Raw genomic sequence first — 14,665 nt, 5'->3', positions numbered from 1 at the left:
ACGCTTCGCTTACCCGGTCTGCAACGCTATCACCCTCTCCCTGCGGGAGAGGGCATCAGGGCGCAGGGCTTAACGACCCGCCTTCAACTTCTGGTAATACTCTTCATACAGACGGCTGGCATCGCCCACATCATTCTGCCACTCGCCTTTACTGATGGTTGCGGCATCCGGGTAGAGCGATTTGTCGTTCGCCACGGCCGGGCTGAGCAGCTTGCGGGCGGCCAGGTTTGGCGTCGGGTAACCGATAGTTTCTGCCACCTGTTTCGCCACATCCGGGCGCAGCAGGAAGTTAATCAGCTTCAGCGCCCCGTCCACGTTTTTGGCATTGGCCGGAATGGAGAGGCTGTCCATCCAGAAGATGCCACCTTCTTCAGGCCACACCACCTCAAGCGGTGTACCCGCCTGACGCGCCACGTACGCCGAACCGTTCCACACCATCCCCACGTTAACTTCCCCTTCCATATACGGGTTAGCCGGGTTATCGGAGTTGAAGGCCGCGACGTTTGGCATCAGTTTTTGCAACTCGTGATACGCCGCTTCGATCTCTTTCGGATCGGTGGTATTGCCGGAGTAACCCAGCTTACGCAGTGCCACCTGGAAGACTTCGCGCGCGTCGTCGGTCAGCAGTAAACCGCCTTTGTATTCCGGCTTCCACAGGTCTGCCCAGCGGGTAACCGTTTTAGGATCCATTGCCTCGCTGTTGATGCCGATTGCTGTCGCGCCCCAGATGTAGGGGATAGAGTAGTCATTATTCGGGTCAAACGGCTTGTTGAGCATCTCAGGATCGAGGTTTGAAAAATTGGTTAGCTTCGTTTTGTCGATCTTCTGGATCATGCCCTCTTTGCGCATCTTGTCGACGAAATAGGTCGAGGGAACCACCAGATCGTAAGCGCCGTCTTTATAGGCTTTGAGCTTGGCATACATGGTTTCATTCGACTCGTAGGTGGAATAGATAACCTTGATGCCCGTCTCTTTGGTGAACTGCTCCAGCAGGCCTGGCGGCACATACTCGGTCCAGTTGTAGAAGTAGAGCGTTTTACTGTCGTCTGCGTGCGCAGCGCCCATTCCGAGCACCAGTGCCGCGGCGGCAAGCATTTTTTTCATTTCACTGTCCCCTGAGATTTTGTTGTATCACGAGCAACAAGCTGGCTGGCAATCACCAGAACCAGCGATAACATCAACAGAATGGTCGCCAGCGCGTTCACCTCCGGTGATACGCCGACTTTCACCATTGAATAGATCTTCAACGGCAGAATTTCATAGCTCGGTCCGGTGACGAACGACGAAACCACCACGTCATCCATCGACAGGGTAAAGCTGAGCAGCCATCCCGCAGCCACCGCGGGCATCGCCAGCGGCAGAATAATTTTGCGCAGAATAGTCATTTCGCTGGCACCCAAATCTTTTGCCGCTTCCAGCATCCTGACATCAAAGCCTTTCAGACGGGAGTAGACCGTCACCACCACAAACGGCAGGCAGAAGGTGATGTGCGAGAAGAGCAGCGACCAGAAGCCCAGTTGCACCCCCAGCAGCATAAACAGCACCAGCAGGGAAATGGCCATCACGATGTCCGGGGACATCATCACCACAAACAGCATCCCGCTGACGAAGGGCTTACCGCGAAAACGGTAGCGGTAAAGCGCCACCGCGGTCAGGGAGCCAATCAGGGTGGCGAAGGTGGCCGAGATGATGGCCATGGTCAGCGAGTGTTGCGCCGCCTGAAGTAGGCTGTCGTTATTCATCAGCAGGCTGTACCACTGGGTAGTAAACCCCTGCCAGTTGATGCCGAAGCGCGAGCTGTTAAACGAGTTGACGATCAGAATAATGATCGGAATGTAGAGATACGCATAAATGGCGGTCATAAAACCGCCGCGGAGCAGTCGACCGATCATCCGAGTTCACCCTTATTGTTAAGCAAGCGCGAAGCACGCCAGTAGACCAGCAGCATCAGCCCCATGACCACCGTCAGGGTAATGCTGGTGGCCGAGCCGAACGGCCAGTCGCGAATGTTCAGGAACTGGCTTTTGATGACGTTGCCAATCAGCAGGTTCTTTGCCCCGCCCATCAGGTCGGAGACGTAGAACAGCCCCATCGCCGGCAGCATCACCAGCAGGCAACCGGCAATGATCCCCGGCATGGTCAGCGGAATGATGATGCGGATAAAGGTTTGCAGTTTGCTGGCACCCAGATCTCTCGCCGCTTCCAGTAAGGGTTTATCCAGCTTCTCGATACTGGAGTAGAGCGGCATCACCATAAACGGCAGCAGGATATAGACCAGCCCAATAATCACCGCCCCGGGGGTAAACATAATGCGGATCGGGGTGTCGATCACCCCCAGCCAGAGCAGAAAGGCGTTCAGGTAACCTTTGGTGCTGAGGAAGATCTTCAGGCCATAAATGCGGATCAGCGAGTTGGTCCAGAAGGGCACAATCAGCAGAAACAGCAGCAGCGGGCGCACCTTTTGCGGCAGCTTCGCCAGAAACCAGGCGAAGGGATAGCCCAGCACCAGGCAGGCCAAGGTGGCGATGACCGCCATATTGAGTGAATGGAGCAGCACCTGGAAATAGAGCGGATCGAGCAGGCGCGCGTAGTTTTCCAGCGTAAAGACCAGCGAGACGAAATGGGCGTCATCGCGGGTCAAAAAGCTGGTGGCAATGATCATCAGGTTGGGTAAAAAGACAAACAACACAAGCCAACCGACGATAGTGGCGATCACCACATTCTGGAACTTACTTGTGTTCTTCATCAGCCAGCACAACCTCCCAGCTTTCTACCCAGTTAATGACCATTTTCTGATTGAGCGAATGGTCGAAATCAGGATCGTCCTCGTTAAAGAACTCACTGACGATCACCATCTTGCCGTTTTCCAGTTCGACCACCGACTCGAGCGTCATCCCTTTGTAGTTGCGCTCACGGATATAGCCGATCAAGCCCTCGGCTTCGGTCTCGTCGTGGATCTCATCGACGCGCAGATCTTCCGGGCGCAACAGAACGTTAAGCTGCTGTCCTGGCTCTACGGCAAAGTTGACGAAGATGTTGCAGGCACGGCCTTCGACATTGGCCAGCACCCGCTGGTCGTCGAGGCGTTCAATAACCGTAGCACTGAAGATATTGATTTCGCCAATAAAGCTGGCGACAAACAGGTTTTTCGGCTCTTCGTATATCTCGCGTGGCGTGCCGTCTTGTTCGATTTTGCCGTCGCGCATCACCACGATGCGATCCGACATGGTCAGGGCCTCTTCCTGATCGTGGGTGACAAAGACAAAGGTGATCCCGAGCTTACGCTGCAGCGCCTTTAACTCGTTCTGCATCTGCTTACGCAGCTTGTAATCCAGCGCGGAGAGCGACTCATCCAGCAGCAGCAGGCGCGGCTTATTGACCACCGCACGGGCGATGGCGACGCGCTGTTGCTGTCCACCCGACAGCTGGTGTGGCTTACGCTGTGCGAAGGTCTCCAGCTGCACCATGCGCAGAGCCTCGGTGACGCGGGGCGTAATTTCGCTGGCAGGGGTTTTTTGCATCCGCAGGCCAAAGGCGACGTTTTCGAAAACCGTCATATGCGGGAAAAGGGCGTAACTTTGAAAGACGGTATTGACGTGACGATGTTCAGCAGGAACCTGAGTGATGTCCTGATCTTCAAGATGGATGTAACCATGATCGACGTTGTCCAGCCCGGCGATAAGGCGAAGCACTGTCGTTTTACCGCAGCCCGACGGGCCAAGCAGCGTAAGAAACTCGCCGTTGTTGATCGTTAAATCGAGGTCGGAAATGACGGTTTTTCCGTCAAAGCTTTTACCAATTCCGGCCAGTTGCACCAACGGTGACAGTGAAGCTGGTTGTGTATTCAATTTTTGATTCAGTCCCATATCGACGCTGCAGATACTTATCGCAGCGGGGTTTGTGGTTAGCCACCTTGGTGAAACGTAATGAGGGCGGACATTCTACGGGAATACTCCGTAATCGCCAATCCTTGTTACCCATTGATAAGCTACATTTATTAGCGATAGCTGCGACAAAACGGAAAAACTCTCGTTAACGGGATAAAAGTGACCTGACGCAATATTTGGGTTTTGATGCTTACTGATAATGTTGTCACAAAAAGTGAGGGTGACTGCATGGATAAATTGCTTGAGCGTTTTTTACAGTACGTATCGCTGGATACCCAATCTAAACCGGGTGTCCGCCAGGTGCCGAGCACCGAAGGACAATGGAAACTGTTACACCTGTTAAAGGCGCAACTGGAAGAGTTAGGTCTGGTCAACGTCACGTTAAGTGAAAAAGGGACGGTGATGGGGACGCTTCCCGCCAGTGTCAGCGGTGATATTCCGGCGATTGGTTTTATTTCCCATGTTGATACCTCACCGGATTTTAGCGGTAAAAACGTAAATCCGCAGATTGTTGAGAACTATCGCGGCGGCGATATTGCGCTGGGGGTTGGCGACGAAGTGCTCTCCCCGGTGATGTTCCCGGTGCTACACCAGCTGCTCGGGCAGACGCTCATCACCACCGACGGCAAAACGCTGCTCGGTGCCGATGATAAAGCCGGCGTGGCCGAGATCATGACCGCGCTGGCGGTACTGAAGCACAACAATGTACCGCACGGTGATATTCGCGTGGCCTTTACCCCGGATGAAGAGGTCGGCAAAGGCGCGAAGCATTTCGACGTTGAAGCGTTCGATGCCCGCTGGGCCTATACCGTTGACGGTGGCGGCGTGGGCGAACTGGAGTTTGAAAACTTCAATGCGGCGTCGGTCAATATCCGCATCGTTGGCAACAACGTCCACCCGGGCACGGCGAAAGGGGTGATGGTGAATGCGCTGTCGCTGGCGGCCCGTATTCATGCCGAAGTCCCGGCAGATGAAAGCCCGGAACAAACCGAAGGCTATGAGGGGTTCTACCACCTCACCAGCATCAAAGGAACGGTCGATCGCGCGGACATGCACTACATCATCCGCGATTTTAACCGCGACGGCTTTGAAGCGCGCAAACGCAGGATGATGGACATCGCCAAAAAGGTGGGCAAAGGGCTACACCCGGATTGCTACATTGAGCTGATCATTGAGGACAGCTATTACAATATGCATGAAAAGGTGATCGAGCATCCGTACATTCTTGAGGTGGCGCAGCAGGCGATGCGCGACTGTGGCGTCGAACCGCAGCTCAAACCCATCCGTGGCGGCACCGACGGCGCACAGCTCTCCTTTATGGGATTGCCGTGCCCGAATCTGTTCACCGGTGGCTACAACTATCACGGCAAGCATGAGTTCGTGACCCTTGAGGGAATGGAGAAAGCGGTACAGGTGATTGTGCGGATCGCCGAGCTAACGGCGAAACAGCAGTAACCCTGTGGCGCCAGGACGCGCCGATAAAAAAAGCCGGGTGGCAGCGATGCCATACCCGGCTTACGGTTTTGCAGGCCCGGTTAGCGCAGCGCCACCGGGCAACTCAACTCAGTCTTCGAAGAACCAGTATCCGCTGTTGACCAGCGCCGCCAGCATAGCGAGGAACGACGGATCTTCCAGTGCTTCACCGAACGTGTTGGCCGTCAGCACCGTGTGGCTCGCCAGCGCTTCCAGCGCAGGACGGTGTGGGGAATCCAGCTGTTCGCCGTTGACATACACTTCTTCGCCAATACGTAACACGCGCAAGCCACCCAGACGTACCAGCTTGTCGCCCTGTTGCAGCGCATCGTAAATCTCATCTGGCTGATACGGCGGCTCCGGCAGAGAGACGTCCAGCTCGTGACGGGACTGACTGATAAATTCCCCGAACCACTGATTGAAATGCTGCGGCTGGTTGATCAGATCCAACATCATGCCGCGCAGTTTTTCCAGCTCTTCGGGCAGGATATCTGCCGGATGCTCACGCGATGGCACATCCGGGTCGCTGAAGCGATGGCTGCCCAGCTCGCGCTGCAGAACGTAATCGGCAAACCCGCTGATCATCTCGCGGCCACTTGGAGCGCGGAAGCCCACCGAATAGTTCATCGAGTTCTCGAGGGAGTAACCCTCGTGAGGGAAGCCTGGCGGGATATAGAGAATATCGCCCGGCTCCAGCTCTTCGTCGATAATGCCGACAAAAGGATCGACCTGCAGCAGGTCCGGGTGCGGGCAGTGTTGTTTCATCGGCACCTTTTCACCCACGCGCCAGCGGCGACGGCCGGTGCCCTGGATGATAAATACGTCGTACTGATCCAGATGCGGACCAACGCCGCCTCCTGGCACGGAGAAGGAGATCATCAGATCGTCCATCCGCCAGTCGGGCAGGGCGCGGAACGGCTGCATCAGGGCTGCGGCAGGCTGGTGCCAGTGGTTGACCGCCTGCACCAGCAGGGACCAGTTGTTCTCGCCCAGATGATCGAAGCTTTCAAACGGACCGTGGCTGACCTGCCATTTCCCTTCGTTATGGCTGACGAGGCGGCTGTCGACTTCGCTCTCCATGGCCAGGCCGGCCAGTTCATCGGGAGAGATGGGATCGACGAAATTGGTGATGCCGCGTTTCAGAACCACCGGGCGTTTTTGCCAGTAACGTTCGATAAAGTCGGGCCAGTTAAGGGCTAATTGATAATCCATATTTATATTCCGCAGGCTTTTACTGACACGGATTATAACGGAAGCTTGGCGGGCTGCGTGGGAGAATCACGCTTTTTTCACCCGAAGGCTTAACTCTCGTCGCTTATCAGGTGCTGGCGGGCAAAAATGGCTTCCATCCGCGCGCCGCCCAGCAGACTGTCGCCCGTATCGATCCGGCCGCCGTACTGCTCAACAATATCGCGTGCAACCGACAGACCAACCCCCTGACCAGGGCGTAAGGTGTCGGCACGCTGCCCACGATCGAAGACCTGGTCGCGTTTGCCCTGCGGGATCCCCGGGCCGTCGTCCTCCACAATAATGTGCAGCTGGTCTTCACCCTGACGGGCAGAGACTTCGACGAACTCCAGGCAGTATTTACAGGCGTTATCGAGCAGATTGCCCATCACTTCCATAAAGTCATTCTTTTCGCCCACGAAGCTGATCTCAGGCGAGATATCGAGAGTAATGTTCACCCCCTTGCGCTGATAGACTTTGTTCAGGGCCGATGTCAGGCTGTCCAGCAGTGGGGCGACGGGGTGCAGCTCCCGGCTCAGCAGGGTACTGCCAGTACGCATACTGGCGCGATGCAGGTAGTAACCGATCTGCTGTGAGATACGGCTGATCTGCTCCAGCATCACCGGTTCTGCCTCATCGGCGCTGAGCTTCGCGCTGCGCAGGGATCGCATCGTACTTTGCATCACCGCCAGCGGGGTTTTCAGGCTGTGCGTCAGATCGGTCAGGGTGGTGCGGTATTTGTCGTAACGCTCACGCTCGCTTTTCAGCAGCCGGTTCAGGTTGCTCACCAGGCTGGTCAGCTCCCGCGTGGTGTTCGGGTCGAGATTCTCGCGATGATGCTCTTCCAGCTCGCGCACCTCTTTTGCCAGTGACTCAATGGGTCGCAGGCTCCACCAGGCGGCCAGCCACAGAAGAGGGATCACCAGTAGCAGGTTGGCGGCCAGCACATACACAAACCAGTTCCACACCATATAAGAGCGTTTCAGCTCGACCGGAATGGTGTCGATAACCACAATCGTCAGCTGCGGCATGGTGATGGTGGCGGGATAAATATTGACTGCCACCGAGTGGGTCAGCTCACTGTTGTCGTCATCCTCGCGGATCTCAGCCAGCTCTTTCTGCATGTTCCGATCGTTACCCACCAGCGCGCTGGTAGCATCCACATCCGCCTCCAGCTCATGAAAACCATTGGCCTTTAACCACTCCGGGCGGATGCTGTTAATCAGCCAGGGCACATCGCGCTGCGCCCACAGCAGCTTGCCTTTTTCATTGTAAATCAGAGACATGGTTGGACTCTGGTGATCCAGATGCTCCGGCATATCGATGCTGATTTTGTTGTCTTCCCATTTCGCGAGGGTATAGAACAGATTGCTCTCCCCGCGCAGCAGGCGGAAGGTAGTTTTGTCGAAACTGACGCTGTAGCCCACCAGCGCGACCATCCCGTAGGCCAGCGAGAGCACCAGCACCACTACCGCCGTCGCCAGCAGAAAACGAAAGCGCAGCGACAGAGGCAGAAAGTGACGAAAGAGTTTTTTCATTTAGCGTAATTCGAACAGGTAGCCCTGACCGCGCACGGTGGTGATAACATCCTCAGGGTACTGCGCCTGTATTTTCTTGCGCAGGCGACCCATCAGAACGTCAATGGTGTGGCTTTCACGCAGCTCCGCGTCGGGATAGAGCTGGAGCATCAACGAATCTTTGCTCACCACTTTGCCGCTGTTGCGGATCAACGTCTCCATGATGGTGTATTCAAAGGCGGTGAGCTTAATCACCTCGTCATGGATAGCGAGTTCCCGGCGGGAGAGATCGACCTGAAACGGCGGAATGGAGATCACCTGTGAAGCCAGACCGCTGTTGCGGCGCATCAATGCCTGCATACGGGCGGCGACTTCTTCGATATGAAAGGGTTTGGTGACGTAGTCATCTGCCCCGGCACTCAGGACTTCAACCTTATCCTGCCAGCCTTCGCGGGCGGTCAGGACCAGCACCGGTAGTGACACATCGTGGCTGCGCCAGCGGCGGATCAGCGACAGGCCATCTTCATCGGGCAGACCCAGGTCAACGATGGCGATATCGGGCAGGTGTTCATTGAGATAGTAATCGGCTTCTTTTGCATCTTCGGCATCGTCCACCTGATGCCCCATTTCCTGAAGCTGAACCTTCAGGTGATGACGTAGCAACGCATTATCCTCAACAACCAGTACGCGCATCATCGCTTCTCCCTAATATGAATGGTCAGAATAGTTTAACGCTGATTATGTTGCGGCGGGGATAAACATTTCGTAAACCGGAGGGGAAGCAACCCTCTTTCCGGGTGGAAAGAGGGCAAAAAGCATTATTTCAGCTCATCAACCATCGCAATGGCGCGACCGATGTAGTTGGCCGGGGTCATCGCTTTCAGGCGGGTTTTCTCGTCTTCTGGCAGTTCCAGACCGTCGATAAACTGTTTCATGCCTTCGGCGTCCACGCGCTTACCGCGGGTCAGCTCTTTCAGTTTCTCGTACGGTTTCTCGATACCATAGCGACGCATCACGGTCTGGATCGGCTCTGCCAGCACTTCCCAGTTGTGATCCAGCTCGTCGAGCAGGCGCTCGCGGTTCACTTCCAGCTTGCTTACGCCTTTCAGGGTCGACTGATACGCGATCAGCGCGTAGCCAATGCCCACGCCGAGGTTACGCAGCACGGTGGAGTCCGTCAGGTCGCGCTGCCAGCGGGAAACCGGCAGTTTGCTGGCCATGTGTTGCAGCATGGCGTTCGCCAGACCCAGGTTGCCTTCGGAGTTTTCGAAGTCGATTGGGTTAACCTTATGCGGCATGGTGGACGAGCCGATTTCACCCGCGATGGTCTTCTGCTTGAAGTGGTTCAGGGCGATGTAGCCCCACACATCACGGTCGAAGTCGATCAGGATGGTGTTGAAACGCGCGATGCAGTCAAACAGCTCGGCGATATAGTCGTGCGGTTCGATCTGGGTGGTGTACGGGTTCCACTGGATGCCCAGAGAGGTGACAAATTCTTCGCTGAACTGGTGCCAGTCCACTTCCGGGTAGGCAACCATGTGCGCGTTGTAGTTACCGACGGCACCGTTAATTTTGCCGAGGATCTCCACCTGCTCCAGCTGGCGGTACTGACGCTCCATACGGTAGGCGACGTTAGCCATCTCTTTACCGATGGTGGACGGGGTGGCTGGCTGACCGTGAGTACGGGAGAGCAGCGGGATATCGCGATACTCCACCGCCAGGGCTTTTACCGCGTCGATGATTTTGCGCCAGTACGGCAGGACCACTTCCTGACGTGCGGTAGAGAGCATCAGCGCATGGGAGAGGTTGTTGATATCTTCTGAAGTACAGGCGAAGTGAATAAATTCAGATACCGCGTGCAGCGCCGGGACGTTGGCCACTTTCTCTTTCAGGAAATACTCAACCGCTTTCACGTCGTGGTTAGTGGTGCGCTCGATGGTTTTGATACGCGCGGCGTCTTCTTCATTGAATTCTGCCACGATTTTATCAAGGTAATCGTTTGCCTGGCTGTCAAAAGCAGGAACTTCCGCGATCGCTGCCTGTGCAGCCAGCTTTTGCAGCCAGCGTACTTCAACTTGTACACGGAATTTCAGCAGACCATATTCGCTGAAGATCCCGCGCAGCGCGCTGACTTTATCGCCGTAGCGTCCATCGACAGGGGAAACGGCGGTCAGTGAGGATAATTCCATAATTCGCAACTCCGGGAGGTTAACAATGAGCAAGAATTTGTTTTGCCTGAGTCGTCAGGCGATTACGATAAAACATTAACTGCAGGCGGCCACCGCCAACCTGTTGCCACAGTACCGCGGCACGAATACCGGCCAGCAGTGAGGCGCGCACTTTGGCCTGTACCTGCGGGCTTTGCAGGACGGCAGGGGATCCGGTGACCTGGATCCGCGGCCCCAGTGGACTGATGACATCCACATAAATACCGGCCATGGCGCTGAGTAACGTCTCTGACTGCAAATCGAAATGATCAAGCTGACGCTGAAGGCCTGAAATGCGATCGCCCAGGGTGTCCATGGCCCCTTTGGTGGCGTTCAGTTTGCGCTCCAGCACCATCATGCTGAGGGTATAGCGCGTCAGTTCCGCGTTCAGCCCCTGACGGCTACTGGCATTTAACACACCGAGTAAGGTTTCCAGACCGAGGCGAAGATTCGCTTCGCTACCACCAAAGACGCCGAGGGTTGAACTGGGGTTCAAATCCACGACGCTGTTGAGCGAAACGTGCAGGGCATCAGCGTCACAGTGACCCTGATGTGCCAGCTGTTGCACCAGACGGGCAGACTGGCAAATTCCCGCCAGTGCCAGGGTGATGTCATAAAAGTTCTTCGCCACACTGGCTCCTTTCTGTGTGTAATCGTATTAAACCGCAGTCAGCGGCAGGCGTTGTTCAATAATACCGCCGCCAAGGCAGATCTCGGCGCTGTAGAAGACGGCAGACTGGCCCGGCGTTACGGCAGAAACCGGCTCGTCAAAGCGCACGTCAATGCGTTCATCGTCCAGCGCGGTAATAGTGCAGGGAATATCGGTCTGACGGTAACGGGTTTTCACCGTGCAGCGCAGCGTGCCTTTCAGCGGCTCACGGTCAACCCAGTGCAGCTGTTGCGCGATCAGGCCGATGGACATTAGACGCGGATGGTCATGGCCCTGAGCCACAATCAGAATGTTATTTTCAACGTCTTTATCAACAACGTACCACGGATCTTCGCTACCCTCTTTGGTGCCGCCGATCCCCAGCCCTTTACGCTGGCCTAAGGTGTGGTACATCAGTCCCTGGTGCTCGCCAATGACATCGCCATCCACGGTAACGATGTTGCCCGGCTGGGCAGGCAGATAGCGGCCAAGGAACTCACGGAATTTGCGCTCACCGATAAAGCAGATACCGGTAGAGTCTTTTTTCTTCGCGGTGATCAGATCCAGCTCTTCAGCGATTTTACGCACTTCCGGTTTTTCCAGCTCGCCAACCGGGAACAGGCTTTGGGCAATCTGTTCGTGGCCGAGGGTATAAAGGAAGTAGCTCTGATCTTTGTTGCCGTCGAGGCCGCGCAGCAGCTGGCTTTTGCCGTCGACATCGGCGCGGCGCACGTAGTGGCCGGTAGCGATGTAGTCAGCGCCCAGATCTTCAGCAGCAAATTCGAGGAAGGCTTTAAATTTGATCTCTTTGTTGCACAGAATATCCGGGTTCGGCGTGCGGCCGGCTTTGTATTCAGCCAGGAAATGCTCGAACACGTTATCCCAGTACTCTGCGGCAAAGTTGACGGTGTGCAGTTCAATGCCGAGCTTGTCGCAGACCGCCTGCGCATCGGCCAGATCTTCCGCCGCGGTACAGTATTCCTCGCCATCGTCCTCTTCCCAGTTCTTCATGAACAGGCCTTCAACCTTATAGCCCTGTTGCAGCAGGAGCCAGGCTGATACAGAAGAATCGACGCCGCCGGACATGCCGACGATCACTTTTTTTTGGCTTTCAGACATTGGAATACTCACGACATTGAACTTCAAGGCGGCGTATTCTATCACGCGCCCCCGGCATTGACACCCTCTGTAAACGGCCAGTTAAATTCCCCAATGGTCTCCAGCGGCAGACGATTGCCGGTGAGGTAGCTGCGAATGCTCTCCGCCACCAGTGGCGAACGCAGATTAGTCGCACTCAGAATGGTGTCGGCATCCACCCACAGGCAGCGATCGATATCGCTGTCGTGCGGCTCAGTGGCGCACGTTTCGCTAAGCTCAATGGCAAACAGGAAGCGCAAAAAAGGCGTTTTATCCGGCGCGATCCACTGATGTAACCGGATGAAGTGTTGCGGTTCGGCATGAATGCCGGTCTCTTCCCACAGCTCGCGCCGCGCGGCCTGGACCAGCGTTTCGTCGGCTTCCAGATGACCCGCAGGCTGATTCCACAGCGCTTTACCGTTGATGGTCTCTTCCACCACTAAAAATTTACCCTGGGCGTGGACAATGGTGGCCACCGTGACATGCGGCTTAAACATGATGCTCTCCTTGTTCGGTAACGTCCCGCCACTCACCGTTGGCGAGAGAATCCAGCGTGTAACTGCCCATCGCGTAGCGTATCAGGCGTAAGGTTGGATGCCCGACATGGGCCGTCATACGACGCACCTGGCGGTTGCGGCCTTCATAAAGGGTGACTTTGATCCACGAAACGGGAATCGATTTGCGCTCGCGGATAGGGGGATAGCGCGGCCAGAGCCATTCAGGTTCGCTGACCAGCTCAATGCCTGCGGGCAGGGTAGGGCCGTCGTTCAGCGTGACGCCGTTACGCAATGCCGTCAGCGCCTCGTCGTCCGGGATGCCCTCAACCTGAACATAGTAGATTTTGCCGGTGCGTTTCCCAGGCTGCGTGAGCTTCGCTTGCAGGTCGCCATTATTGGTGAGCACCATTAGCCCTTCGCTGTCGCGATCGAGTCGGCCCGCGGCATAGACACCCTGAACGGGGATATAATCTTTCAACGTGCTGCGCCCGGCTTCGTCGGTGAATTGCGGCAGCACATCATAAGGTTTATTGAACAATATGACGCGTGTCGGCTCGCGTTGCTTGCGCGGCCTGGCGGCTTGTCGTGTGCTGAATCGTTCAACCCGGTGATTTCTAAAAGAAGTTTTCTGCATGGTATTTTCAGACGTTATCAATTGCCGCATTATAGCCTAATAACGAATGCCTTTCATGGCGCCAGACATTCAGGTACTATCGATAGGCTCATTACAAATTATTAACATAAGATCAGTAACAACCAGAAGCGCTCGAAGGAGAGGTTAATGGAAAGCAAAGTAGTTGTTCCGGCGGAAGGTAAAAAGATCACCCTGCAAGACGGTAAGCTGAACGTTCCACACAATCCGATTATCCCGTTCATCGAAGGTGACGGTATCGGCGTTGACGTAACCCCAGCGATGCTGAAAGTGGTGGATGCCGCTGTTGAGAAAGCCTACAAAGGCGAGCGTAAAATTTCCTGGATGGAAATTTACACCGGTGAAAAATCTACCCACGTTTATGGCCAGGACGTCTGGCTGCCAGCTGAGACGCTGGATCTGATTCGTGACTACCGCGTTGCCATCAAAGGCCCGCTGACTACCCCAGTCGGTGGCGGTATTCGCTCTCTGAACGTTGCGCTGCGTCAGGAACTCGACCTGTACGTGTGCCTGCGTCCGGTGCGTTACTACCAGGGCACCCCAAGCCCGGTTAAACACCCAGAACTGACCGACATGGTTATCTTCCGTGAGAACTCCGAAGATATCTACGCGGGTATTGAGTGGAAAGCCGACTCTGCCGATGCGGAAAAAGTGATCAAGTTCCTGCGCGAAGAGATGGGCGTGAAGAAAATTCGCTTCCCTGAACATTGCGGTATCGGTATCAAACCGTGCTCCGAAGAAGGGACTAAACGCCTGGTTCGTGCAGCGATTGACTATGCCATCACCAACGACCGTGACTCTGTGACCATCGTTCACAAAGGCAATATCATGAAGTTCACCGAAGGTTCCTTCAAAGACTGGGGCTACCAGTTGGCGACGGAAGAGTTCGGTGGTGAACTGATCGACGGCGGCCCATGGCAGAAGATCAAGAACCCGAACACCGGCAAAGAGATCATCATTAAAGATGTGATCGCCGATGCGTTCCTGCAGCAGATCCTGCTGCGTCCAGCTGAGTACGACGTTATCGCCTGTATGAACCTGAACGGTGACTACATCTCCGACGCCCTGGCGGCGCAGGTTGGCGGTATCGGTATCGCACCAGGCGCGAACATCGGTGACGAGTGCGCTCTGTTCGAAGCGACCCACGGTACTGCACCTAAGTACGCTGGTCATGACAAAGTGAACCCGGGCTCTATCATCCTGTCCGCAGAAATGATGCTGCGTCATATGGAATGGTTCGAAGCCGCAGACCTAATCGTTAAAGGTATGGAAGGCGCGATCAACAACAAGACCGTGACCTACGACTTCGAACGTCTGATGGAAGGCGCTAAGCTGCTGAAATGTTCAGAGTTTGGTGACGCGATCATCAAGAACATGTAATCCGGTATCTGGATTATGTGGGAACGGGAGCCGATTGGT

14 protein-coding genes are annotated in these 14,665 nt (G+C 55.4%); 2 read left to right on the top strand and 12 right to left on the bottom strand.

What is annotated here, in order from left to right:
- Positions 1–69: 69 nt before the first annotated feature.
- The 4 genes from potD to potA are packed head-to-tail and all read right to left on the bottom strand — an operon-like array spanning position 70 to position 3,866.
- Positions 70–1,104: a spermidine/putrescine ABC transporter substrate-binding protein PotD gene (potD, locus tag C3F35_RS02595; RefSeq protein WP_103792911.1), complete on the bottom strand. Its 1,035-nt coding sequence runs from the start codon at positions 1,102–1,104 to the stop codon at positions 70–72.
- Positions 1,101–1,892 carry a spermidine/putrescine ABC transporter permease PotC gene (gene potC / locus C3F35_RS02590; RefSeq protein WP_059308259.1) on the bottom strand — a complete coding sequence of 264 codons (792 nt, stop codon included), beginning with the start codon at positions 1,890–1,892 and terminating at the stop codon, positions 1,101–1,103. Before potC ends, potD begins: the two co-directional genes overlap by 4 nt.
- Complete coding sequence (gene potB, locus C3F35_RS02585; RefSeq protein WP_059308258.1) at positions 1,889–2,746, bottom strand: spermidine/putrescine ABC transporter permease PotB; 858 nt, start codon at positions 2,744–2,746, stop codon at positions 1,889–1,891. The genes potC and potB overlap by 4 nt, the downstream gene beginning before the upstream one ends.
- A complete protein-coding gene (gene potA / locus C3F35_RS02580; RefSeq protein ID WP_059308257.1) occupies positions 2,730–3,866 on the bottom strand; it encodes a spermidine/putrescine ABC transporter ATP-binding protein PotA in 1,137 nt (378 codons plus the stop codon). Before potA ends, potB begins: the two co-directional genes overlap by 17 nt.
- Positions 3,867–4,115: 249 nt before the next feature.
- On the opposite strand from potA, the gene pepT reads away from it, so the two are divergent.
- A complete protein-coding gene (gene pepT, locus C3F35_RS02575; protein ID WP_032617586.1) occupies positions 4,116–5,342 on the top strand; it encodes a peptidase T in 1,227 nt (408 codons plus the stop codon).
- A 108-nt stretch (positions 5,343–5,450) separates the two neighbouring features.
- Here pepT and C3F35_RS02570 read toward each other — a convergent pair whose 3' ends face one another.
- From C3F35_RS02570 to rluE, 8 genes are all read right to left on the bottom strand, one after another.
- A complete protein-coding gene (locus C3F35_RS02570; RefSeq protein WP_103792910.1) occupies positions 5,451–6,572 on the bottom strand; it encodes a ribosomal protein uL16 3-hydroxylase in 1,122 nt (373 codons plus the stop codon).
- A gap of 89 nt (positions 6,573–6,661) precedes the next feature.
- The gene (gene phoQ, locus C3F35_RS02565; RefSeq protein ID WP_032617588.1) at positions 6,662–8,125 is read right to left on the bottom strand and encodes a two-component system sensor histidine kinase PhoQ; all 1,464 of its coding nucleotides are present in this window, start codon (positions 8,123–8,125) and stop codon (positions 6,662–6,664) included.
- Positions 8,126–8,797 (bottom strand): two-component system response regulator PhoP, encoded by a 672-nt coding sequence (gene phoP / locus C3F35_RS02560; protein ID WP_032617646.1) that lies wholly within the window; start codon positions 8,795–8,797, stop codon positions 8,126–8,128.
- 125 nt (positions 8,798–8,922) lie between these two features.
- Positions 8,923–10,293 (bottom strand): adenylosuccinate lyase, encoded by a 1,371-nt coding sequence (purB, locus tag C3F35_RS02555; protein WP_032617589.1) that lies wholly within the window; start codon positions 10,291–10,293, stop codon positions 8,923–8,925.
- Positions 10,294–10,312: 19 nt separating this feature from the next.
- A complete protein-coding gene (gene hflD / locus C3F35_RS02550; protein WP_103792909.1) occupies positions 10,313–10,942 on the bottom strand; it encodes a high frequency lysogenization protein HflD in 630 nt (209 codons plus the stop codon).
- A 27-nt stretch (positions 10,943–10,969) separates the two neighbouring features.
- Complete coding sequence (gene mnmA / locus C3F35_RS02545; protein ID WP_146054048.1) at positions 10,970–12,079, bottom strand: tRNA 2-thiouridine(34) synthase MnmA; 1,110 nt, start codon at positions 12,077–12,079, stop codon at positions 10,970–10,972.
- Between the two features lie 41 nt (positions 12,080–12,120).
- On the bottom strand, positions 12,121–12,594 hold the full coding sequence (locus tag C3F35_RS02540) for an NUDIX hydrolase (protein WP_103792907.1): 474 nt from the start codon (positions 12,592–12,594) through the stop codon (positions 12,121–12,123).
- Complete coding sequence (gene rluE / locus C3F35_RS02535) at positions 12,587–13,258, bottom strand: 23S rRNA pseudouridine(2457) synthase RluE (protein WP_103792906.1); 672 nt, start codon at positions 13,256–13,258, stop codon at positions 12,587–12,589. The genes C3F35_RS02540 and rluE overlap by 8 nt, the downstream gene beginning before the upstream one ends.
- 117 nt (positions 13,259–13,375) lie before the next feature.
- On the opposite strand from rluE, the gene icd reads away from it, so the two are divergent.
- Entirely contained in the window at positions 13,376–14,626 is a 1,251-nt protein-coding gene (gene icd, locus C3F35_RS02530; protein WP_103792905.1) for an NADP-dependent isocitrate dehydrogenase, read from the top strand.
- Positions 14,627–14,665 lie beyond the last annotated feature (39 nt).

It is taken from the genome of Leclercia sp. LSNIH3 (genome assembly GCF_002935105.1).
Lineage (GTDB): Bacteria > Pseudomonadota > Gammaproteobacteria > Enterobacterales > Enterobacteriaceae > Enterobacter > Enterobacter adecarboxylatus.
Note: the sequence above shows the minus strand (reverse complement) of the source record. Positions and strands in the feature narration are given on the sequence as shown.

Bases quoted from the DNA above. Each gene is read 5' to 3' on its own strand.
- phoP (WP_032617646.1), bottom strand. From the start codon at position 8,797: ATGCGCGTACTGGTTGTTGAGGATAATGCGTTGCTACGTCATCACCTG.
- icd (WP_103792905.1), top strand. From the start codon at position 13,376: ATGGAAAGCAAAGTAGTTGTTCCGGCGGAAGGTAAAAAGATCACCCTG.
- C3F35_RS02540 (WP_103792907.1), bottom strand. From the start codon at position 12,594: ATGTTTAAGCCGCATGTCACGGTGGCCACCATTGTCCACGCCCAGGGT.
- phoQ (WP_032617588.1), bottom strand. From the start codon at position 8,125: ATGAAAAAACTCTTTCGTCACTTTCTGCCTCTGTCGCTGCGCTTTCGT.
- C3F35_RS02570 (WP_103792910.1), bottom strand. From the start codon at position 6,572: ATGGATTATCAATTAGCCCTTAACTGGCCCGACTTTATCGAACGTTAC.
- purB (WP_032617589.1), bottom strand. From the start codon at position 10,293: ATGGAATTATCCTCACTGACCGCCGTTTCCCCTGTCGATGGACGCTAC.
- potB (WP_059308258.1), bottom strand. From the start codon at position 2,746: ATGAAGAACACAAGTAAGTTCCAGAATGTGGTGATCGCCACTATCGTC.
- pepT (WP_032617586.1), top strand. From the start codon at position 4,116: ATGGATAAATTGCTTGAGCGTTTTTTACAGTACGTATCGCTGGATACC.
- potC (WP_059308259.1), bottom strand. From the start codon at position 1,892: ATGATCGGTCGACTGCTCCGCGGCGGTTTTATGACCGCCATTTATGCG.
- rluE (WP_103792906.1), bottom strand. From the start codon at position 13,258: ATGCGGCAATTGATAACGTCTGAAAATACCATGCAGAAAACTTCTTTT.
- potA (WP_059308257.1), bottom strand. From the start codon at position 3,866: ATGGGACTGAATCAAAAATTGAATACACAACCAGCTTCACTGTCACCG.
- potD (WP_103792911.1), bottom strand. From the start codon at position 1,104: ATGAAAAAAATGCTTGCCGCCGCGGCACTGGTGCTCGGAATGGGCGCT.
- mnmA (WP_146054048.1), bottom strand. From the start codon at position 12,079: ATGTCTGAAAGCCAAAAAAAAGTGATCGTCGGCATGTCCGGCGGCGTC.